We start from the raw sequence: 21045 nt of genomic DNA on the forward strand, positions 1-21045 counted from the left end.
GGAGGGCGAATCGGACTGCGGTGTCGCGCTAGGCGCTCTCGTCTCCGGCGGCTTCCTCGGCAAGGACGCGCTGGCCGATGCCGAAGGCCACGTTGGCGGCGGGGACGGAGCAGTAGATGGCTGCTTGGAGGAAGACTTCCTTGATCTCCTCCGCTTCGAGGCCGTTGCGGCGCGCGGCTCGGACGTGCATCTCGAGCTCGTGCCAGTAGCCGCCCGAGATGAGGGCGGTGAGGGTGATGATGGAGCGTGATCTGCGGTCGAGCCCCGGCCGGGTCCAGATGGTGCCCCAGGCGTGCCGGGTGATCATGGACTGGAACTCTTCGGTGAACGCGTCGGAGGCGGCGGTGGCCCGGTCGACGTGCTCGTCGCCGAGGACTTCGCGACGAACAGCCATTCCATCGGCGTAGATCTGTTCGCCGGTGCGCGGCTCGTGCTGTTCGGGGCTGGTCATGAGAAGAAGTCCTTCAGCATCTCGGCAGTGTTCTCGGGGTCCTCCGTGGGGGCCTGGTGGGCAACTCCTCGAAGGGTGACGGCGCGCCCTTCCGGCACGCCCTTGGCGATGGTGTCCGCGTCAGCCGGGGGGCAGACCGTGTCCTCCTCGCCGGCGAGGGCGAGGAGGGGGTCTGACGCCTCGCCCAGGCGTTCGGTCAGGTCGTAGTCGGCCAGTGCCCGGCAGGCTGCTGCGTAGGAGTGGCGGTCTGTCTGCTGCAGCGCATGCAGCAGCGGGGTGACCCGTTCGGGGTGCTTCTCCAGGAAGCCCGGTGCGAACCAGCGTTTGGCGGAGCCCTCAACCATGGTCGGAGTCCCCGCCTGGGCGACGAGGTCCGCTCGTTCGCGCCATCCTTCGGGGGTTCCGAGCTTGGCTGCCGAGCACAGGACCGCCAGGCTGCGGAACGTGCCGGGGTGATCGACTGCGAGGGTCAGGCTGACGGCTCCTGCGATCGACACGCCGGCGTGAAACCGCGGGAGGGCAGCGTCGACGGCACCGTGTTCAGCTGCTGCGTGATCGGCCGCGCGAACCACTGCGGACGCCAGGTCCGACAGGCTGAAGGGCCCCGGGTGCGCAGCCGAGCTGCCGTGCCCCGGCAGATCCCAGCCCACCACCGTGAAGCGATCGGCCAGGAAGGGCAGGGCAGGGCCCCAGAGGGCCGTCACCGAGGTGCCCAGCGAGGGGCCGACCATCAGGAGGGGGCGAGGGCCCTCTGCCTCCGGCGTGAGCAGGCTGGGGGTCAGGGACAGGCTCATAGGGGGTTCTCTCCTGATCTGCGACGGTGGGCGTCTGCGGCAGCGTCGATGAACTCGTCTGCACGCCCGAGGTATCCGGATGGGTCGAGCGCCTCATCGACGGCTTGGGAATCTCCGAGCGCTTCGGTGAGACCGGCACGCAGCTCCCCGGCGCCGGCCGCCTCAGCCTGGATCAGGGCCTGCAGCTGGGATCGGCCGCCGGGCAGCCTCTGGCCCATCGTCAGCATCAGGCGTTCGGACAGCAGAAGATCCCCTGCGCTGCTCAGGTTGGCCGCCATCGCCTTCTCGTTGACGATCAGGCCGGCGAAGAGCTCTCGGGCTCTATCCGCAGCTCCGACGGTCAGGCGAGCCAGCTCTGTCAGGGCAGCCCACTCCGCATGCCAGGCACCGTCGGGACGCTCGTCATCGGCGGCCGCCGCAGCCTGATGCAGGGTGCTCAGGTGGCCGGGCGCCGCGAGCGATGCGGAGCGGATCAGCGTGGCCAGCACGGGGTTCTGCTTCTGCGGCATGGCGGAGGAGCCGCCCCTGCCCGCGGCAGAGGGCTCGCGCAGCTCCCCCAACTCCGGACGCTGGAGGGTGAGGACGTCCACGGCGGACTTGCCCAGCGCCGCGGTGACTCCTGAGAGGGCGGAGGCCAGGCTCAGGACGGGCTGCCTCTGCACGTGCCACGGAAGGTCGGGAACGCTCAGGCCCAGGCGTTCCCCCAACGCCTCCGTCAGCTCCGCGGCCTTGCCTCGGCCTGCGATCTGCACGAGCGCCGCCTGAGTCCCCACCGCGCCGCCCCACTGCAGGGGCAACGATGCCGCAGCGTGGGCGAGCGTCTCCGCCGCTGAGCTGATCCCGTCCAGCCAGACAGCCGCTTTGAGGCCGAAGACGGTCGGCAGGGCGTGCTGGGTCAGAGAGTGCGCCGTGCAGAGCGTGCCCCGATGCCGCTCGGCCAGATCGGCCAAGGACGCGGCCGCCGCCCGTGCGTCCTCGACGACGTGCCGGGCGGCTCGCCGGCAGAGCAGGACAACAGCGGTGTCCAGGATGTCCTGGCTGGTGGCACCCCGGTGCAGCGCCGAGTCCCCTGCGCCGCGCTCAGCGAGCTCGGCGCGCAGAGCCTTCAGCAGCGGAATGACCGGATTGCCGCCGCCCGCGGCGGCTTCGGCGAGCTGCTCAGGAGCCAGCGCGGGGAGCTGACGGCGATCAGCGGCGATCGCAGTCAGCTCCTCGGCATCAGGACGCTCGGCGAAGCCGTGCTCCGCCAGCACCGCGCCCCAGGCGGCCTCCACATCGAGCAGCGCGTCCACGAAGGCCTGCTCAGAGAGCGTCTCCGCAGCACGCGTGTTCGCCCACGCCGGGGTGAACAGACTCGAGGGCGCCATCAGGACCGGTTCTGCTCCGCTGCTGCTGGACCGTTCAGGGCCGGAGTCTGCGGGTACGACAGGAAGACCGTCTCGTCCTCCCCCTGCAGGGTGATGTTGAACAGCAGCCCCCCGTCGGGCTCCCGCTGGGCGATCAGGGTGCCCCGGCGGGACTCCTCCACGCTGCTCAGCAGCGGGTCCTCTCCCAATGCATCGCTCTCCGGGAGATAGGCCCGGGTGAAGACCCGGTCGAGGAGGCCGCGGGCGAACACACAGACCAGGATGAACGGAGCGCCGCCCTCACGCGTGGGGCCGGGGTCGACGGTGGTGAAGGTGAAGTGCCCGGCGTCGTCCACGGGGGTGCGCCCCCATCCGGTGAAGGTGTAGCCGTCACGCTTGAGAGAACCGGGCTGCCGCGAGATGGAACCCGAGGCGTCGGGCTGCCAGATCTCGATCAGGGCGTCAGGGATGGGCTTGCCATCACCGTCGCGCACGGTGCCGTGGAACCGGATGGATCCCTCCCGGGAGGGCGGCACGAGCTCGCCGCCCCGTTCGAAGGGGAGCGCGTACCCGTAGAAGGGGCCCACTGTCTGGGCGGGGGTAGGAGTGAGGTCCTGCATAATCAGTGATCGCCCTCCTCAGGCTCGGTCCAGGTGCGGTTCGACCCCGAAAGGACGATATCCCAGCGGTAGCCCGTTGCCCACTCATGCTGGGAGACGGAGTGGTCGTAGGAGGCCACCAGTCGGTCACGGGCCTGCTGGTCCACGATGGACTGATAGATGGGGTCCAGTGAGAACAGCGGATCGCCCGGGAAATACATCTGGGTGATGATGCGCTGGGTGAAGTCGGTGCCGAACAGGCTGAAGTGGATGTGGGCCGGCCGCCACGCGTTGTTGTGGTTCTTCCACGGGTAGGGCGCCGGCTTGATGGTGGTGAAGGTGTATTCGCCGTCGGGCCCGGTGATGGCCCGCCCCACTCCGGTGAAGTTGGGATCCAGCGGCGCGGGGTGCTGATCGCGCTTGTGGATGTACCGCCCGGCAGCATTGGCCTGCCAGACCTCGATCAGCTGCCCGGCCACCGGCCGGCCCTGACCGTCCACGACGCGTCCGGTGACGATGATCCGCTCACCGATGGGCTGGCCGTTGTGCTGAATGGTCAGGTCGGCTTCCAGGGGATGCACGTCCCGCTCCCCGAAGGCCGGGCTCCACAGCTCGATCTCTTCCGGATCAGTGTGGTGGAGGCTCTTGGTGGGGTGGCGCAGCAGGGAGCTGCGATAGGGCGGGAAGGTCAGCCGAGCAGTTGTCTCCTCGGGCCCGCCGTGAGCCAGTGCGTGCTCGTACTCCTTATGGACCTCGCGGATCTCCGCGGTCATCTCATCCTGCGTCGCTGCGGCAGCGTCGGGATTGGTGTTGGGGGACGACGTCATGTGCCTGACCGCTCCTTTGATAGGGCCGCTGGTGATCGTGCTGACAGTCTCTGTTAGTGAGCTGGATCACTGCGACTGCCTTTTCATTCAACGGGACGCCCCCGATGCGTCGGGGGACGGCCTCCGGCCGCCAAGGCTCTGCTGATCCCTCGCGAGGCGGTCTGCATCGCCATCAGCGCCTGAGGCAGGCGATCCCACGCGAGGGGCACCACGATGGTGAGCGCAGCTATGGCATGTCCTCGCGCATCCAGAATGGGCACCGATGCTCCGGCCGTGTCGGTGTTGATCAGCCCTCCGAGCCTCACATGGCCCCTCGACCGTGCCTCCCCGAGCTCCCTGAGGAACTCGGGCCGCTCACGCCTGATGCGCTCACCGTGGACACTCATCACCCGGTCCATCTGCCCCGGTGCGGCAAAGGCGAGCAGTGCGTGGCCCATGGAGGTGAGGTGGACGGGCATGCGGCTGGCCACCTCGGCAGGATTCGAGACGGCCCCGCGCCGCGAGAGCCGCTCGACGATCAGCACATCCGCGCCGTCCAGCACAGCCAGCTGCGTGGTCTGCTGCACAACGTAGTTGACGTCCTGCATGAAGGGCAGGGCGGCGTGACGCAGGGTGCGGGAGAGCACGGTGTGCTGAGCGATCTCCCACAGCCGCTGGCCCAGCTCGATGTCTCCCACAGCCGTGCGCGCCAGCATCCCGCGCTCGACGAGGTCGGTGATCAGCCGGTATGCGGTGGTCCTCGGCAGCTCTGCAGCCTCTGCCAGCTCACCGGGAGACAGGACAGGGTCCCGCTCGAGAGCGCCGAGTATGCGCATCACGCGGTCCAGCAGGGCGTCGCCTGAGCGCGAGTTTGCCATCCGCTGCGGCGCCTCCTTCATATTCAGCAGCACATCGTCTGCTGGCCAGTATGACGCGGCGCAGACCGCGAGGCCGTACGCGAGTCTCATTCAATGGACCCAGCGTGGGACGCCTTTTGTGGCCCGCACCACCTCCTCAGTACGGTCACTGCGGCTGTGATTCACAGCACACCGCATCCCCCGTTCAGAGAAGGAATACGAGCATGACCTCAATGCGCGAGCAGCTCGATGCCCGGCCCATGAGCCGCTATCAGTGGTTCATCGTCGCCCTGGCGACCTTTCTCATGGGCCTGGACGGCTACGATGTGCAGGCGATGGCATTCACCGCCAACGCCGTCTCCCAGGACATGCCCTGATCGTCAACTGCGCCGGCCTCTTCCTCTCCGCCACGGCATCCTCCATGCCGGAGCTGATGCTCTGGCGCGTGATCACTGGGCTGGGAGTCGGGGGCATCCTCGCCTCCGGGACCGTGCTGGTATCCGAGTACTCCAACGCGAAGCATCGAGGGCTGGCGCTGAGCATCTACGCGGCCGGGTATCCGGTCATCGCCACCATGGGCGGCCTGATGGCCATGCCGCTGATCCAGAGCTTCGGGTGGCAGTCGGTGTTCGTCCTCGGCGGTGCCCTGACCGTCGCGGCCATCGTGCTCACCGCCGCGGCCATGCCTGAGTCCCTGGAATTTCTGGCTGTTCAGAAGAGCCGCGGCATCGCCGGCGCCGACGCGGCCGCAGAGCGCATCGCAGCAGGCCTGGGCCTGCAGGCCGATTCGACATCGAGCCTCAGCGCCGCCGACCAGGGCGGCGCTGAGGAGGGCGGCAGCTCCTACGCCGCACTGCTCTCCCCGCAGAATCGGAGGAACACCCTGTTCCTGTGGGCAGTCTTCTTCATCGTCATGTTCGCCTTCTACTTCGCAAACACCTGGACGCCGCAGCTGCTCACCGAGGTCGGGTTCACCCCCGAGGAGGGGATCATGGGCGGTGTGATGCTCATGCTCGGCGGAGCCGTGGGGGCAGTCCTCTACGGCGTGTGCACGGCCACATGGGATCCCCGCGCCGTGCTGGCCGTCTTCGCCGCCCTGTCCGGGACGATGTTCGTCGTCTTCATCGCCTCGACCAACGTCTACGCGCTCGCCCTGATCACCGGTGTGGGCCTGGGCATGATCGTCAACGGGTGCATCTCGGGTCTGTACACCTTGGCGCCCATGACCTATTCCCCCACCCTGCGCTCCACGGGAGTAGGAGCGGCGCTCGGAGTCGGTCGGTGCGGCGCCATCCTGGCACCCACGATCGTCGGCGGCCTGCTTGACTCAGGATGGACCCCTGCTGCGCTCTACACCGGAGTCGGACTGCTCATACTCTTCGCCGCAGGGGCCGGCCTGATGCTCCGGCTCGAGATGCCCCAGAGGGCGCCGGAGCATGGGGATGAGACGGGCGCATCCGTGACCCCCGAGCTTCGCGCGGCCGCCGAGACCCCGCGCTGAACAAGGCCCATCCGCACACAGGGCACCCGCGTGCGCCATTCCATTGAATGGATCACATGTGGCACGGGTCACTATTGTTCTCGAGACTGGACAGGTCAGCGCCCCGTCCAGCAAGGAGTCCCATGTCTGCTGCGAAAACCGAAGATATCAGCACCGTCGACGTGGGCATCGTGGGCGGCGGCCCCGCCGGACTAATGTCCGCCATCCTGCTGGCCCGGCGCGGGATCACCGCTGCTGTGATCGAGCAGCGCAGCGAGCAGGAGATCCGCACCACACACCGCGCCGGCATCCTGGAGGCGGGCACGGTCGACATGCTCGTCCAGGCTGACATCGGCTCGTGCGTCCTCACGGAGGGCCACGAGCACACCGGCACGATCCTCAGCTTCGACGGCACGCAGGTGCGCATCCCGCTCAAGGAGGCCGTCGGCCGCTCGGTGTGGCTCTACCCGCAGAATGAGGTCTTCACCGACCTGGCTCGCGCGTGGCAGGAGGAGGATGGAGAGGTCCACTGGTCGGTCAGCGACACAGCCGTCAGCGGCCTCACGACCAGCACTCCGGCCATCGACTTCACCGACAGCGACGGACGCGCCCGGCGCATCGAGGCCAAGATGATCATCGGAGCCGACGGCTCACGATCAGTGTGCCGCAGGAGCATCCCGGAGGATGTGCGGACCGACTACTTCACCGAGTATCCCTTCGCATGGTTCGGGATTCTCTGCGAGGCCCCTCCCACGGCGCCGGAGCTCATCTACGCGAACTCCCAGGACGGCTTCGCCCTGATCTCCCAGCGGAGCGCCACCGTGCAGAGGATGTACTTCCAATGCGACCCGGAGACGAACCCGGACGACTGGGACGACGAGGCGATCTTCGACCGCATCCAGAGCGTCCTCGGGTCAGCTACGCAGCTGAAGCGCGGACCCATCATCAGCAAGAATGTGCTCCCCTTCCGCTCCTACGTCTGCGAGCCGATGACCTACGGGCGACTGGTGCTGGCAGGCGATGCGGGCCACACGGTGCCTCCCACCGGGGCCAAGGGCCTGAACCTGGCCTTCACGGATGTGCGGGCGCTCATTCCGAGGGTCGAAGAGTTTCTCGCGGCGCCGGACGGAGGCACAGCCGCCCTGGAGCAGTACTCACAGACCGCTTTGGACCGGGTGTGGAAAGCTCAGCACTTCTCCTACTGGGCCACCTCCCTGATGCACAACCGGCCGAACGACGACGCGTTCGCGTACCGGCGGCGTCGCGGAGAGTTCGATGCGATCACCGGATCCCCGGAGGGCCGCGCCTACTTCGCGGACGGCTACACCGGCTGGGCGTAGCCGCCGCGACGCTCAGGACTGGCCGTCGAAGAGTGTGGTCACCGACCCGTCGGTGAACACCTCTTTGATCGCGCGGGCAAGGATGGGAGCGATGGAGAGGACCTTCAGGTTCTCGAAGCGCTTCTCCTCGGGGATCGGAAGCGTGTTCGTGACCACAACCTGACGGGCCCCGCAGTTGGCGAGCCGCTCAGCCGCAGGCTCCGAGAGAATGGCATGGGTCGCTGCGATGATCACGTCCTTGGCGCCGGCGTCCTTGAGCACCTTCACCGCACCTGAGATGGTCCCGCCGGTGTCGATCATGTCGTCGATCAGAACGCAGGTGCGGCCTTCGATGTCACCGACGACGCGCTTGGCCTCAGCCAGGTTGGGCTGGGTCAGATCACGCGTCTTGTGGACGAACGCCAGGGGCGCTCCTCCGAGCCGGTCCGCCCACTGCTCAGCGACCCGAACGCGACCAGTGTCCGGGGACACCACCGTCACCTCGTCCTCGGAGACCTCACCACGGATGTAGTCGGCCAGCAGTGGAATCCCGAAGAGGTGGTCGACGGGACCGTCGAAGAAGCCCTGTATCTGCGCGGTGTGCAGATCAACGGTCATGATCCGGTCCGCGCCGGCGGTTCGGTACATGTCGGCGACCAGGCGCGCGGAGATCGGCTCGCGTCCGCGGCCCTTCTTGTCCTGACGCGAGTAGGGGTAGAAGGGGCTGACGACCGTGATGCGCTTGGCGGAGGCCCGCTTCATCGAGTCGATCATGATCAGCTGCTCCATGAGCCAGTTGTTCAGCGGAGCCGGATGCGACTGGATGAGGAACACATCCTTGCCCCGGACGGACTCCGCCGATCGCACATAGATCTCGCCGTTGGCGAAGTCGTAGGCGTCCATGGGGAGCAGCTCGGTGCCCAGCTCGGCCGCGATCTCCTCCCCCAGCTGAGGGTGCGCCCGGCCTGAGGCGACGACCATGGTCTTCTCGGTGTGGACCCTGATCTCATCCATTGCGGTGCTCCCCTGCCCCTTCGGTGTTCTCTGACTGTTCGGCGGACGCGCGAGCAGCCCTCTCCGCTGCCTGTGCCGCTTCGGAGCCGGGCCTCCTTCGCTCGACCCATCCTTCAAGATTTCGCTGCTGCGCTGCCGTGATGGCCAGCGCGCCGTGCGGCACGTCCTGCCGAACCACGGCGCCGGCGCCCGTGTACGCGCCGTCGCCGAGCTCTACGGGCGCAACGAAGACGGTGTTGGAGCTGGTGCGCACGTGGTCGCCGATCACGGTGCGGTGCTTGTCCACCCCGTCGTAGTTGGCGGTGATGTTGCCGCAGCCGATGTTGGAGTCCTCGCCGATCTCCGCATCACCGGCGTAGCCGAGGTGGCTGAGCTTGCTGCGGTCCCCGATGCGGACGTTCTTGGTCTCGTAGAACGCGCCGATCTTGCCCGCTTCCCCAAGCACCGTGCCCGGACGCAGGTAGGTGAATGGGCCCACGCTGCTGCCCGCGCCGATCACCGCACCGGCGCCGTGGGTGCGGATGACCTTGGCCCCCTGCCCGACCGTGACATCGGTGAGTGTGGTGTCTGGGCCGATGGCCGCACCGGCGGCGACGTGGGTTGCGCCGTGCAGCTGTGTGCCCGGGAGGATGGTGGTGTCCTGCTCGAGGGTGACGGTCGGTTCGATCCACGTTGATGCGGGGTCCACCACGGTGGTGCCTGCCCTCATCGCTGCTTCCACGACGCGACGGTTGAGCTCGACGCCGAGGGCCTGCAGCTGGACCCGGTCGTTGGCGCCCTCCACCTGCCAGCGGTCCTCCGCGACGACGGCGGAGACTCTGCCGCCTTCCCGGTGAGCGATGGCAAGCACATCCGTCAGGTACTTCTCACCCTGAGCGTTCTCCGTGGAGACCTGCTGGAGCGCCCGAGTCAGGACGGCTGCGTCGAAGGCGTAGATGCCTGAGTTGATCTCGCGCACGGCCCGCTGCGACTCGTCCGCATCCTTGTGCTCCACGATGCCGACGACCTCATCGCCCTGGCGAAGGACCCTGCCGTACCCGGTGGGATCCTGCACCTCGGCGGAGAGTACGGTGACCGCACTGCCCTTGCCCTCGTGCTCAAAGACGAGGTCGCTCAGAAGCGCCGGGGTCAGCAGCGGAACATCGCCGTAGGTCACCACGACGGTGCCGGCCAGCGCTTCCTCAGGAAGAGCCGCCAGCCCGCACTCCACCGCACGGCCGGTCCCAGGAATGTCATCCTGATCGGCCAGCACCACGTCGGCGTCGTGCTCGCTAATGTGCCTGGCGACCTCCTCCCGCTCATGGCGGACCACCGCCACGAGATGGTCAGGCTCGATGGCTCGAGCGGTGTTCAGGGCGTGGCCGATGAGGCTCGTGCCGGCCAGGGGATGGAGGATCTTGGGCAGCGATGACTTCATGCGGGTGCCGGCGCCTGCGGCAAGCACGATCACTGCGGTCGGGCGCACTGGTGTTCTCACGTTCCGCCACTAGGATTCGAACCTAGACTATCGGTACCAAAAACCGGTGTGCTGCCCTTACACCATGGCGGATGAATCAAGCCCGACAAGACTACCAAGGGAACAGACGCACCGAGGCCTCAGGCGGCTGCGGCGTCGGCCAGTGTGGCGAGCAGCCCTGCGCCTGCTGAGAGGAAGAGCATGAGGGCCAGCAGGACGGCGATGAGCCGCTTGGCGGGGGTGATGTGCACGAGTTCCTCCGGGGCAGATGACGACGTCCTGGCCAGCTCAGCTGTGCCAGTATGGATGCGCTCCCTGTCAGGGTAGCGGCCACCGCGGCCCTCAGAGCAAACTGCTCTGCACCGCCCGGTGGAATGTAATCCGCTGTCGCGGAGCACTTGTCCGCATAGAACGCCAGCAGGAGGATCATCATCGTCGTACGCCGCTCGCTCGTGCCGCTGTCCATCATGGCCTGTGCCGTCGCATGCACGCCCGGGGCCGAGAACACCGACGCCGCAATGCAGGAAGAGAACGAAGTGAACACACATGCTTCGGCCATTCCCCCCTCCTCGCTGCTTCCCGAGGGACGCACTGTGTTCGGGCTGAACCCTGACTGGGGCGTCGAGACCCTCGGCGAGTTCGCCGAGACGACCGGGGTCGGACCCGGCGCCGCGGTCTCCTTCGTCGAGCTCCCATGGGACGAGGGGGACGTGGAGAACGTCACAGCAGCAGCAGAGCAGATCGCGGAGTTCAACGGCGTGCTGATGCTGACTGTGGAGCCTGTCGATGGTCTGGGCGCCGTCACCCCTGAGGTGATCGAGGAGCTGGTGAGCGTACTCCGGAGCATCAACGAATCCGGAGTGCCGGTCCTGCTCAGATACGCCCACGAGATGAACGGCTCCTGGTATGCATGGGGGCAGCAGCCCGAGGAATACGTGCGCAGCTTCCGGGAGGTCGCCGAGGCCGTCCAGGCCGCCCCGGCGACTGAGATGCTCTGGGCGCCCAACTACGCCGGCGGATACCCGTACTCAGGCGGGTCATACGAAGCCCAGCCGGGCTCAGCAGACCACCAAGCCCTCGACACTGACGGCGACGGCGACCTCACCGAGAGCGACGACCCCTATGCCTCCTACTACCCCGGCGACGACGTGGTCGACTGGGTGGGCATGACCATCTACCACTGGGGCGACTCCTACCCCTGGGGCACCGACAGCATGCCGGAGCCGGACAAGTTCACGCAGCAGCTGACCGGCTCCTACGACGGGCTCGGCGGAGACGACACCGTCTTCCCGGACTTCTACACGGAGTACGCGGTGGAGCGCGACAAGCCCATGGCGATCCCTGAGACGGCGGCGTTCGTCTCGGCGGACGCTGATGCTGACCTCAGCCTGGAGATCAAGCGCAGCTGGTGGAAGCAGGTCTTCTCCGACGAGGTGCACGAGAGCTTCGAGCACATCCGGCTGATCAGCTGGTTCAACTGGGACAAGTATGAGGCTGAGGTCGATGGCCTCGTGCGATGGTCGCTGACCACCGACGAGGCGACTGCCGAAGCATTCCGCGCGGACCTTCCGGACTGGGTCCTCACCAGTGACGACCTGGAGCCGCAGGGCCCTTGAGGACTATCCCGTGATCTCCGCGAGCTCCAGCCACCTGTTCTCCAGCTCGTCGGCCTGGGCCTGGACCTGCTGCCGCTCAGCGGTGATGGCGGCCAGGCCCTCGAAGTCGCTCTGGTCGTGAGCGGCCAGACGCTCATCAAGCTCGGACACCTGGGCCTGCAGCTTCTCCAGCTTGCGCTCGATCGATGACGACTCCTTCTGCGCAGCTCGCCGATCTGCGCCCGAGACGCCGGAGTCCTTCTCCTGGTTCGGCCCGCTGGGGCTCAGAGGCGCTGACTCCCCGCGGCTCCCCGCGGCGGCGGACGGTGCCTGCTGCTGATCACGGAGCCGCAGGTACTCGTCCACGCCTCCCGGCACGTGCCGCAGCGATCCGCCGAGGATCGCGTACTGCTGGTCGGTGGCGCGTTCGAGAAGGTACCGGTCGTGCGACACGACGATGAGCGTGGCCGGCCAGGAGTCCAGGAGGTCCTCGATGGCTGCCAGCATGTCGAGGTCGACGTCGTTGGAGGGCTCGTCGAGGATCATGACGTTGCACTCGCTCAGCAGCACCAGCAGCAGCTGAAGCCGCCGTCGCTGACCGCCCGACAGATCGCCCACCCGCGATGACAGGTGCGCTTTGGAGAATCCCAGCCGTTCGAGCAGCTGGGAGGGCGTCGTCTCCTTGCCCTCGACCTCAACAACCGTCTTCTCTCGGGCGAGGACCTCACGAACCCGGTCGGCTTCGATCTCAGCCAGTTGGGAGAACTGCTGGTCCAGGATGCCGACCTTCACCGTCTTCCCGCGTTTGATCCGACCCTCGGTGGGCTCGACGGTTCCGGCGATGAGCCCCAGCAGGGTGGACTTGCCGGCACCGTTGGCTCCCAGAATGCCTGTCCGCTCCCCCGGCGCGATCCGCCATGTCACATCGTTGAGCACGGTGCGCCCGTCGAAGGCCACCGAGACGCCGAGAAGGTCGACCACGTCTTTGCCCAGGCGCGCCGTGGCCATCTTCTTCAGCTCCACACTGTCCCGCGGGGGCGGAACATCGTTGATGAGCTGATTGGCCGCCTCCACACGGAACTTGGGCTTCGAGGTGCGGGCCGGGGCCCCTCGACGCAGCCAGGCGAGCTCCTTGCGCATCAGGTTCTGGCGCTTCGCCTCCACCGCTGCGGCATGCTTGTCCCTCTCCACGCGTTGCAGCACGTAGGCCGCGTAGCCGCCCTCGAAGGGCTCGACGATGCCGTCGTGGACCTCCCAGGTGGTGGTGCACACTTCGTCGAGGAACCAGCGATCGTGAGTGATGACCAGCAGTCCGCCGGAGGTTTTCGCCCAGCGGCGCTTCAGGTGCCCGGCGAGCCATGCGATGCCTTCGACGTCCAAGTGGTTCGTGGGCTCGTCGAGGGCCATCAGGTCCCACTCGCCGACCAGGAGCTTCGCCAGAGCGACCCGCCTGCGCTGCCCCCCGCTGAGCTCCGCCACCGGACGATCCCACGGGAGGTCCGAGGCCAGGCCGGAGATCACATCACGGATCTTCGCGTCCGATGCCCACTCATGGTCCGCCTGGTCCCCGACGATGGAGTAGCCCACGGTGTCTGTCGCACTCAGATCGTCGGACTGGTCGAGCACGCCGAAGCGCACGCCGCTGCGACGTGTCACGCGCCCGGCGTCGGGCTGCAGCTGGCCCGAGAGCATCGCCATCAGGCTCGACTTTCCTCCGCCGTTGCGGCCCACGATCCCGATCCGATCGCCCTCATTGACCCCGATGGTGACCGACTCGAACACAGTGTGCGTCGGATACTGAAGATGCAGGGCTTCGGCGCCCAATAGATGTGCCACAGAAACAGGGTATTGACTCGACGCCCGCAGTCGGTAATCAGTCCAGACTCAGCTCATCGCCCGGCGGACGTTCAGGCCGACACGTAGGATCAGTCGTATGCAGATCACACACTTGGGACACTCATGCCTGCTGATCGAAGCCGCAGACACTCGCGTGCTGCTGGACCCAGGGGCGTTCTCCGATGCGTGGCACGGCACAGAGGGGCTGGACGGCATCCTCATCACCCACCGGCATCCGGACCACCTGGACCCCGAGCATGCTGCCGCTCTGGTGGAGGCCAACCCGGACGCCGCCGTCCGCGCGCCCACTGACACGGACGAGGCTGTCCGTCTCTCCGGTGTCCAGCACGTGGTTCCCGGGGCGAAGTTCGCCGTCGGCCGGCTGCAGGTGCAGGTCGTGGGAGGAGATCACGCCGTCATCCACGACGACATCCCGCGCGTGAGGAACGTCGGCTACGTGATCACCCACCCGGAGGAGCCGACCCTCTTCCACCCGGGCGATGCCCTGGAGAGCACCCCGCCCTCCATCGATGTCCTCGCACTGCCGATCATGGCCCCCTGGTCGGCGATGAAGGAGCAGGTGGAGTTCGTGCGCGGCTTCGACGGGCTGAAGACCGTCATCCCCATTCACGACGAGCTCCTCGCCGACCGTGGGCGCGAACTGTTCACCCGCCAGATCACCAACCTGACCGGATACGAGCTGACCTGGCTGCGCGAGAGCGGCCCCTACGAGATCACGGTCTCCGAGCCCGAACGGGATATCTCCACCCAAGAATTCGTCTCCGGGTGAGCGAGCTGCTCATACCGGCGGCCGTCGTCGGGCTTGTGGTGGTGGCCTCGGCTCTGCAGCGCGTGACCGGCCTGGGCTTCGCCATGGTCGTCTCCCCCTTCTTCGTCGTGATGCTCGGCCCCCATTCCGGTGTGATGCTGACCAACATCCTCGGCGGGGCCATGCCTCTGATCATGCTCGCCGCCGTGTGGAGAGACATCGAATGGCGGCGCATCGCGTGGATCGTTCCGCCGGCGGTTCTCGTCACCCCGCTCTTCGCATGGGTCGCTGAACGCTCCCACGTAGGTGTGCTCTACGTGGTGGTGGCCACCTTGGTGATCCTGGGACTCTCAGCCGGAATCATTGCCTCCTGGGTGGGGAGGAAGCCGCACGACGGCCCCGCAGCGCGCATCCTGGCCGGCGCAGGCGCAGGCGCCGGAACCGTGCTGGCCGGCGTGGGCGGCCCTGCCATGACGATCTACGCGGTGCTTGCCCGGTGGAACCCCCACCGTATGGCCGCGACGCTCCAGCCGCTGTGGGTGGCCATCTCTGCGGGCGCGCTCAGCAGCAAGCTCACCTTCAGCGGGAATCAGACTCCCCAGTTCCACTGGACCGTATGGCTGGGCTGCCTGATAGCAATCCTGGTCGGCATTTGGATCGGCGGGCATCTCAGCAGGCGCGTCGCGGCGGGCACTGTGCGCAGGCTTGTGATCGCGCTGGCCTTCCTCGGCGCGGTCATGGCGCTGGTGACAGGGCTGGTCCAGCTCGTATGACTCCTCATCAAGCGGCAGCGGCCGCCCGCTCGGTAGACTCCGGCGGTGTGAGCCCATCAGCTGTGACCCCCGGTGAGATCCCTGCCGCCTATCGTCCCGCTGCGGCGGAGCCGCTCGGCGAGCGCGGGCCGGTGCGCGAGCCGGCCGAGGAGAAGTCGGGCCGGAAGCGGCGCCTCGACTACCCTCCAGCGCCGGAGCCGCTCCCTGTTCCCGTAATCGACAACCATGCTCACCTGGACTTCCGGGACGGGCAGGTCCAGGTGACCGTGGCAGAGCATCTCGATGCCGCCCAGCAGGTCGGCGTCAGCGGCGCCGTGCTGGTGGGGTACGACGTCGCCAGCTCACGCTTCTCCGTCGAGGCCGCTCGGACCGACCCGCGCGCCAAAGCCGCGGTGGCCCTGCACCCCAACGATGCTCCGCAGCTGGCGGAGAAGGGCAAGTATGCCTCCGCCTTCGAGGAGATTACGACCCTGGCGGAGGCCGAGCATGTGGTCGCTGTGGGAGAGACGGGGCTGGACTTCTTCCGCACCGCAGAGGCCGGACGGGCCGCGCAGAAGGAGTCCTTCTACGACCACCTGGCGCTTGCCGCTCAGCGCGGGCTTCCCGTCCAGATCCACGACCGCGAGGCGCACGCCGATGTCGTCCGCGTGCTGAAGGACGCCCCGGCGCTGCCGCCGGCAGTCGTCTTCCACTGCTACTCCGGGGACGCCGAGCTGGCCAGGATATGCAACGCGAACGGCTGGTACATGAGCTTCGCCGGCACCGTGACGTTCAACAACGCCGAAGGCATACGGGACGGGCTCCGCGAGGCTGACCCCCAGCTCATCCTCGTCGAGACCGACTGCCCCTTCCTCACCCCGCACCCCTACCGCGGTCAGCCCAACGCTCCCTACATGATTCCGCAGACCATGCGACGCATGGCTCAGGTGCGCGAGGCTGCCCTGCCCGGGCTGTGCCAGCAGGTCATGCTCAACACCGCCCAGGCCTACGGGACGTGGACATGAGCGGGTCCAGCGCCGATGCGGTCGCCTCCGCTCCCTCCGAGTCTCCCCGACCTCTGCTCTCGGCGGCGCACATCCGCGAGCTGGCTGCCCGGCTGAGCATCCGCCCCACCAAGCAGTGGGGCCAGAACTTTGTGATCGATCCGAACACCATTCGACGCATCGTCGGACTGGCGGACCTGCGCGGCGATGAGCACGTGCTGGAGGTGGGCCCGGGCCTGGGCTCGCTGACCCTGGGGCTCCTGGACGAGGCCGCCCATGTCACGGCCGTGGAGATCGACCCCAAGCTCGCCGCCCAGCTTCCGGAGACGATCCGATCCTTCCGTCCCGAGAGCGCCGATCACCTCACGGTGGTGCGGCAGGACGCGATGAAGATCCGTGCAGGAACGCTCAGCGGCAGGGTGATAGGTCACCATTCCTCTTTCGGCGATGCCGCCGCCGGCGAGGCCGGGCCTCCCGTGGCCCTGGGCGAGCCGGAGGTGCTCGTGGCCAACCTGCCCTACAACATTGCCGTACCCGTCGTGCTCCACCTGCTGCAGGCTCTGCCCTCGCTCACCAAGGGGCTGGTGATGGTGCAGGAGGAGGTTGCCGACCGCATGGCCGCCGAGCCGGGCTCGAAGATCTACGGAGTGCCGAGCGTGAAGGCCGCGTGGGACACTGACACGAGGAAGGTCGGAGTGGTCGGCAAGCGTGTCTTCTGGCCGGAGCCGCGGATCTCCTCCGGCCTGGTGCGCTTCGACCGGCGCGAGCCGGTCAGCGCACAGGTGCGCCGCGACGAGGTCTTCGCCGTCATCGACGCGGCCTTCGCCCAGCGTCGCAAGACGCTGCGTGCGGCCCTGTCCTCGCTGGCCGGCTCCCCCGGTGCCGCCGAGCAGGCGCTGGTGAAGGCAGGCATCTCCCCCCAAGCCCGGGGTGAGACCCTGAACGTCGAAGCCTTCGCTCATCTGGCTGCCGCTCTGCGCGAGCTGTGACTTCTCCCAGCCGAGGGCCAGCGTGGGGTCAGGAACCTTGTCAGGCCCTGCGTCTAGGGTTGGGGGCACTATGCGAGACAGTCAGCTCTTCGGGCATGTGACGGCGGAAGCCCCCGGGAAGGTCAACCTCAGCCTCCGCGTGGGCCCTGTGCGCGCGGACGGGTACCACGAGGTGGCCACCCTCTACTGCGCGGTGTCTATGTACGAGAGAGTCACAGCCTCGCCTCGCGAGGACGAGGCCATCACTGTCAGCATCTCCGAACGCTCCGTATTCTCCGGCGTGGATCTGCTCGATGAGAGCACCGGTGAGCGAGTGCCGGCTGAGATACCCCTGGACGAGCGCAATCTCGCCTACCGGGCTGCCGCACTGCTGCGCGATCGCGTCAGGCAGCAGCGCGAAGGGGTGCTCTCTGGGCCGTGGCTGGGCAGCGAGCCGCCGAGCTACGGCGTCGACCTGTCCCTGGTGAAGAACGTGCCCGTCGCCGGGGGCATGGGGGGCGGCTCCGCGGACGCGGCAGCCACCCTGGTCGCATGCTCGGCACTGTGGAACGCCGGGCTGTCCAAAGAGCAGCTCGCCGAGATCGGTGCCGAACTGGGCGCAGACGTGCCCTTCGCCCTGATGGGCGGGGCAGCCGCCGGTCAGGGCGTGGGAGACGAGCTCTCGCCGCTGCTGCACCGCGGAACGCTGCATCTGGTCATCGCACCAGCCTCGGTGGGGCTCTCGACCCCCGGGGTCTACCGCACCCTGGACTCCATGCGCGAGCAGGCCGGCGTGCGCGCCGAGGATCCCGATCTTGACCCGGACCTGGTGCGAGCGGTCTCCCAGGCGGACGCCGAGACGCTCTCCGCCCTGATGGTCAACGATCTCCAGGCCCCTGCCGTCAGCCAGCTTCCAGAATTGGACGACCTTTTGGATCTGGGGCTCTCAGAGGGAGCCATGCAGGGCATCGTCTCAGGCTCCGGCCCGACTGTGTTCTTTCTTGCCCACGACGCCGCTCACGCCTCGCAGCTCGCCACGTCGCTGGAGGAGCGCGCAGAGGTGTGGGCCCTTCCTGTGACTGCCCCAGCCGGCGGGGCCCGGCTCCTCACTCAGAAGCAGAGGAGCGCGGGAGGAGCCCATGCCTCCTAGGGAAGAGTGCGGAATCGCTCCAGGACCACCAGTGTGCTCTCGCTGATCTCCAGGTCCTCACCGATGTGCTCGCGGACCTCGGCCGAGTCCCAGAACTCCCGGTGGGCCGCACGCCACTGGCCCGGATCGTCGAAGCCCTCTCCCTCGGCGGTGATGTGGGCGCGGGAGACGTCCTTCAGCGGGACGACCTGCACGTCGGTGACCTCGATGACGCAGGCCGGCTGGTTGTCCGAGTCAACCACCACACCTCGATCCCCGACCGCAGGAAGCGCCTCTCCGAAGGCCTGATACTCGGCGAGCAGCGACGTCGTGGCAGTCTTCTCGCCGGATTCCACGGCACTCACCAGAGCCTCCCTCATCGGACCAGGGACTGCGAACTCCACCGGGGGCAGAAGAGCGGCAGCCTTCTCCTGCTCGATGACGGCCCCCAGATTCTTGTCATGGAAACGCAGAACCGTCCCCTGATGAGTGGTCTCCAGCAGCCGATTGGCGGAGCTGCCGCGCTCCACAAAGCGAATGTGCTCGTGCTTCTCACGAAAAGCCTCAATGCCGGTGCGCGTGACGAACTGCACGTGCTTCACGCCCTCGGCGTCCGGCTCAGCACCGCTCTTCGGCTGCGGGATCTCCACGAAGCTGGCGAACCACCGACTGCCGGCCCCTCCGACCGGAGCGCCGGGCGCGAAGACAGCAATGAGTCGACCGCTGATCTCCTTCTCGGACAGCAGGCGCGCATCCTCCTCTGTCAGCTGAGCCTTGAGCTGGTCGTACCGCTCGTGGCTGCTCACCTCCAGGCAGACCGTGTCCAGCTGGACGACGTCGCCCTCGAGGCCCAAGGCCGAGAGGACCTGCTGAGCGCGGCCGATGTATTCGGAGTACAGGTGCTGAATATCCACGGGACCACACTTTACTCGCCGGAGTGTCTCATTCCGCGTAGAGGGACTCCACAGTGTCCGCGTAGTCCGCCACCACTTTCTGGCGGATGAGCTTCATGCTGGGTGTCAGATGCCCCGATGCCTCCGTGAGCTCGGCATCCACCAGTTCAAACTTCCTGATCGACTCCGCTCGTGACACGTGGTCGTTCGCCTCATCCACGCGGGCCTGAACCTGGGCACGCAGTGCCGGGCCGGCCTCCTCGTGCTCCAGCACCTCACCGATGGACAGTCCGGAGCCGTATCCGTGCCGCTCCGCCCAGCCCGCCAGGTTGTCCGGGTCCGGGAAGACGAGCGCGGCCACGAAGGGCTTGCCGTCTCCCACCACAATGGCCTGGGCGACGAGCGAATCAGCGCGAACCGTCTCCTCCATCGGCGTCGGATACACGTTCTTGCCGCTCCCGGTGACGATGAGCTCCTTCTTGCGTCCGCTGATCGTCAGGAACCCGTCAGCATCCAAGGTGCCGAGGTCGCCGGAGCGGAACCAGCCCTCCTCGTCGAAGGTCTCCGAGGTTGCCTCCTCATCGCGGTGATAGCCGTCGAAGATCACCGGGCCCCGCAGGAGGATCTCGCCGTCCTCGGCCAGGCGCACGCTGTTGCCCGGAACCGGCAGCCCCACCGAGCCGATGCGGGTCGCCCCCGGGGTGTTCAGCGTGATCGGGGCCGTGGACTCGGTCAGCCCGTACCCCTCTTGGACCGGAAGCCCGATGCCCGTGAAGAAGTGGCCGATCTCGGAGTTCAGCGGAGAGGCGCCCGAGACGAAGTGGGTGACGCATCCGCCCATGCGGTCATGCAGCTTGCCGTAGACCAGCTTCGAGAACACCGCATGCTTGGCCCGCAGCGCGGCCGAGGGACCGCGACCCGCCCCATCGGCTTCATCCTGTCGGGCCTGCGAGTAGGCGATGGCGGTCCGCCGAGCGGCATGGAAGATGCCGCCCTTGCCTTCGGACTCAGCCTTGGCCGCCGCAGAGTGATACACCTTCTCGAAGACGCGCGGCACAGCCAGCAGCCAGGTGGGCCGGAAGGTCCCGAGGTCCTCAATCAGGGTGCTGGTGTCTCCGGTGTGGGCGACCTGAATGCCGCGATGGATGCACGCCAGCTGAACTGCGCGGGCGAGGACATGGGCCAGCGGCAGGAACAGCAGCGTTCTGGACTCCCCGTGACCGAGTATGTCTCGGGAGAAGTCGAGCAGGTTCGCCACGCCTTCTGCGAGGTTGCGGTGCGTGATGCGCGCACCCTTGGGCTTGCCGGTGGTGCCGGAGGTGTAGACGATCGTCGCGACGTCGTCGAGAGTGCGTGCTGTGCGCGCCTGCTCGAGCTCGGCGTCAGTGACCGACGCCCCGCCCTCGGCGAGCTCATGCAGAGCAGCCACACTGCCCATGGAGCGGATGGTCACATCGGCGCGCACCATGTTTGCGGCGCTGCGCACCTTCGCGCTCAGCGACTCCTCGCCGACGAGAACCAGCTTGGCGCCGGAGTTGGCCAGCACATGAGAGACCTGATGCGTGGACGCAGTCTCGTAGATCGGAACGGAGACTGCACCCGCGAACCACGCGGCCTGGTCCACCACAGCCCACGGATAGGAGGTCTGGGACATGATCGCGATCCTGTCACCAGGCTCGACCCCCGCCGCGATGAAGCCCCTGGCCACACCTCGGACGGTGCTCAGAAAGCCCGCGATCGAAATGTCCAGCCACCCGCCGGCACCGTTGCGGACTGCGTAGACCGCATGCTCGGGTCGGCGCTCAGCCAGCGCGAGCACACCGTCGGTGACGTTGGAGTCGTCCGGCAGGTGCACGACCTGTTCGGTGGCCGCCTCAGAGATGGGGCTCTTCGGCGCAGCAGGGTTCACTGGGGCGTCACTGGTCGCATTCACCTGGTCAGTCTAACCATCAGATTCCGCACAGCGGCGGGCCAGAA

Annotated in this window: 20 protein-coding genes and 1 tRNA gene; 9 read left to right on the top strand and 12 right to left on the bottom strand. The window is 67.5% G+C overall.

The window, feature by feature from the left end:
- Window positions 1-28 precede the first annotated feature (28 nt).
- The 6 genes from pcaC to FS388_RS01445 all read right to left on the bottom strand — a co-directional run bounded on the left by pcaC (window position 29) and on the right by FS388_RS01445 (window position 4874).
- Window positions 29-451 (bottom strand): 4-carboxymuconolactone decarboxylase, encoded by a 423-nt coding sequence (gene pcaC, locus FS388_RS01420; RefSeq protein WP_146339007.1) that lies wholly within the window; start codon window positions 449-451, stop codon window positions 29-31.
- Window positions 448-1245 carry an alpha/beta fold hydrolase gene (locus FS388_RS01425; protein ID WP_146339009.1) on the bottom strand — a complete coding sequence of 266 codons (798 nt, stop codon included), beginning with the start codon at window positions 1243-1245 and terminating at the stop codon, window positions 448-450. Before FS388_RS01425 ends, pcaC begins: the two co-directional genes overlap by 4 nt.
- Window positions 1242-2612, bottom strand: a complete 1371-nt coding sequence (locus tag FS388_RS01430) for a lyase family protein (RefSeq protein ID WP_146339011.1) — start codon at window positions 2610-2612, stop codon at window positions 1242-1244. The genes FS388_RS01425 and FS388_RS01430 overlap by 4 nt, the downstream gene beginning before the upstream one ends.
- Window positions 2612-3211 carry a protocatechuate 3,4-dioxygenase subunit alpha gene (gene pcaG, locus FS388_RS01435; protein WP_146339013.1) on the bottom strand — a complete coding sequence of 200 codons (600 nt, stop codon included), beginning with the start codon at window positions 3209-3211 and terminating at the stop codon, window positions 2612-2614. The genes FS388_RS01430 and pcaG overlap by 1 nt, the downstream gene beginning before the upstream one ends.
- Window positions 3212-3213: 2 nt before the next feature.
- Entirely contained in the window at window positions 3214-4017 is an 804-nt protein-coding gene (gene pcaH, locus FS388_RS01440; protein ID WP_146339016.1) for a protocatechuate 3,4-dioxygenase subunit beta, read from the bottom strand.
- An 83-nt stretch (window positions 4018-4100) separates the two neighbouring features.
- Complete coding sequence (locus FS388_RS01445; RefSeq protein ID WP_246836252.1) at window positions 4101-4874, bottom strand: IclR family transcriptional regulator; 774 nt, start codon at window positions 4872-4874, stop codon at window positions 4101-4103.
- Window positions 4875-5077: 203 nt separating this feature from the next.
- Between FS388_RS01445 and FS388_RS13165 the strand changes: the two genes are divergently transcribed.
- The 3 genes from FS388_RS13165 to FS388_RS01455 all read left to right on the top strand — a co-directional run bounded on the left by FS388_RS13165 (window position 5078) and on the right by FS388_RS01455 (window position 7673).
- Window positions 5078-5230 (top strand): hypothetical protein, encoded by a 153-nt coding sequence (locus tag FS388_RS13165; RefSeq protein ID WP_246836253.1) that lies wholly within the window; start codon window positions 5078-5080, stop codon window positions 5228-5230.
- Window positions 5231-5274: 44 nt separating this feature from the next.
- A complete protein-coding gene (locus tag FS388_RS01450) occupies window positions 5275-6354 on the top strand; it encodes an MFS transporter (protein ID WP_246836254.1) in 1080 nt (359 codons plus the stop codon).
- A 122-nt stretch (window positions 6355-6476) separates the two neighbouring features.
- On the top strand, window positions 6477-7673 hold the full coding sequence (locus FS388_RS01455; protein ID WP_146339018.1) for a 4-hydroxybenzoate 3-monooxygenase: 1197 nt from the start codon (window positions 6477-6479) through the stop codon (window positions 7671-7673).
- 12 nt (window positions 7674-7685) lie between these two features.
- Here the strand turns inward: FS388_RS01455 and FS388_RS01460 are convergent, their stop codons facing one another.
- From FS388_RS01460 to FS388_RS01470, 3 genes are all read right to left on the bottom strand, one after another.
- Window positions 7686-8666 (bottom strand): ribose-phosphate diphosphokinase, encoded by a 981-nt coding sequence (locus tag FS388_RS01460; protein WP_146339020.1) that lies wholly within the window; start codon window positions 8664-8666, stop codon window positions 7686-7688.
- Window positions 8659-10143, bottom strand: coding sequence for a bifunctional UDP-N-acetylglucosamine diphosphorylase/glucosamine-1-phosphate N-acetyltransferase GlmU (gene glmU / locus FS388_RS01465; protein ID WP_256369556.1), 1485 nt, complete (start codon window positions 10141-10143; stop codon window positions 8659-8661). Before glmU ends, FS388_RS01460 begins: the two co-directional genes overlap by 8 nt.
- 1 nt (window position 10144) lies before the next feature.
- Window positions 10145-10215 (bottom strand) — tRNA-Gln (locus FS388_RS01470).
- Window positions 10216-10658: 443 nt separating this feature from the next.
- On the opposite strand from FS388_RS01470, the gene FS388_RS01475 reads away from it, so the two are divergent.
- Window positions 10659-11738, top strand: a complete 1080-nt coding sequence (locus tag FS388_RS01475; RefSeq protein WP_246836255.1) for a glycoside hydrolase family 26 protein — start codon at window positions 10659-10661, stop codon at window positions 11736-11738.
- A 3-nt stretch (window positions 11739-11741) separates the two neighbouring features.
- Here the strand turns inward: FS388_RS01475 and FS388_RS01480 are convergent, their stop codons facing one another.
- Complete coding sequence (locus FS388_RS01480; protein WP_146339022.1) at window positions 11742-13553, bottom strand: ABC-F family ATP-binding cassette domain-containing protein; 1812 nt, start codon at window positions 13551-13553, stop codon at window positions 11742-11744.
- Window positions 13554-13650: 97 nt separating this feature from the next.
- On the opposite strand from FS388_RS01480, the gene FS388_RS01485 reads away from it, so the two are divergent.
- The 5 genes from FS388_RS01485 to FS388_RS01505 all read left to right on the top strand — a co-directional run bounded on the left by FS388_RS01485 (window position 13651) and on the right by FS388_RS01505 (window position 18196).
- The gene (locus tag FS388_RS01485) at window positions 13651-14343 is read left to right on the top strand and encodes an MBL fold metallo-hydrolase (RefSeq protein WP_146339024.1); all 693 of its coding nucleotides are present in this window, start codon (window positions 13651-13653) and stop codon (window positions 14341-14343) included.
- Window positions 14340-15095, top strand: a complete 756-nt coding sequence (locus FS388_RS01490) for a sulfite exporter TauE/SafE family protein (RefSeq protein ID WP_168198555.1) — start codon at window positions 14340-14342, stop codon at window positions 15093-15095. Before FS388_RS01485 ends, FS388_RS01490 begins: the two co-directional genes overlap by 4 nt.
- A 47-nt stretch (window positions 15096-15142) precedes the next feature.
- On the top strand, window positions 15143-16099 hold the full coding sequence (locus FS388_RS01495) for a TatD family hydrolase (RefSeq protein WP_246836256.1): 957 nt from the start codon (window positions 15143-15145) through the stop codon (window positions 16097-16099).
- Window positions 16096-17067, top strand: a complete 972-nt coding sequence (gene rsmA / locus FS388_RS01500) for a 16S rRNA (adenine(1518)-N(6)/adenine(1519)-N(6))-dimethyltransferase RsmA (protein WP_146339030.1) — start codon at window positions 16096-16098, stop codon at window positions 17065-17067. Before FS388_RS01495 ends, rsmA begins: the two co-directional genes overlap by 4 nt.
- Window positions 17068-17137: 70 nt before the next feature.
- Window positions 17138-18196 (top strand): 4-(cytidine 5'-diphospho)-2-C-methyl-D-erythritol kinase, encoded by a 1059-nt coding sequence (locus FS388_RS01505; protein ID WP_146339032.1) that lies wholly within the window; start codon window positions 17138-17140, stop codon window positions 18194-18196.
- Here the strand turns inward: FS388_RS01505 and FS388_RS01510 are convergent.
- Window positions 18193-19089 (bottom strand): VOC family protein, encoded by an 897-nt coding sequence (locus FS388_RS01510; protein ID WP_146339034.1) that lies wholly within the window; start codon window positions 19087-19089, stop codon window positions 18193-18195. The two genes, FS388_RS01505 and FS388_RS01510, sit on opposite strands and share 4 nt — an antisense overlap.
- Before the next feature lie 28 nt (window positions 19090-19117).
- On the bottom strand, window positions 19118-21001 hold the full coding sequence (locus tag FS388_RS01515; protein ID WP_246836257.1) for a long-chain fatty acid--CoA ligase: 1884 nt from the start codon (window positions 20999-21001) through the stop codon (window positions 19118-19120).
- Window positions 21002-21045 lie beyond the last annotated feature (44 nt).

This window comes from Nesterenkonia sp. NBAIMH1 (assembly GCF_007922635.1).
In the GTDB taxonomy this organism is placed as follows: domain Bacteria; phylum Actinomycetota; class Actinomycetes; order Actinomycetales; family Micrococcaceae; genus Nesterenkonia; species Nesterenkonia pannonica.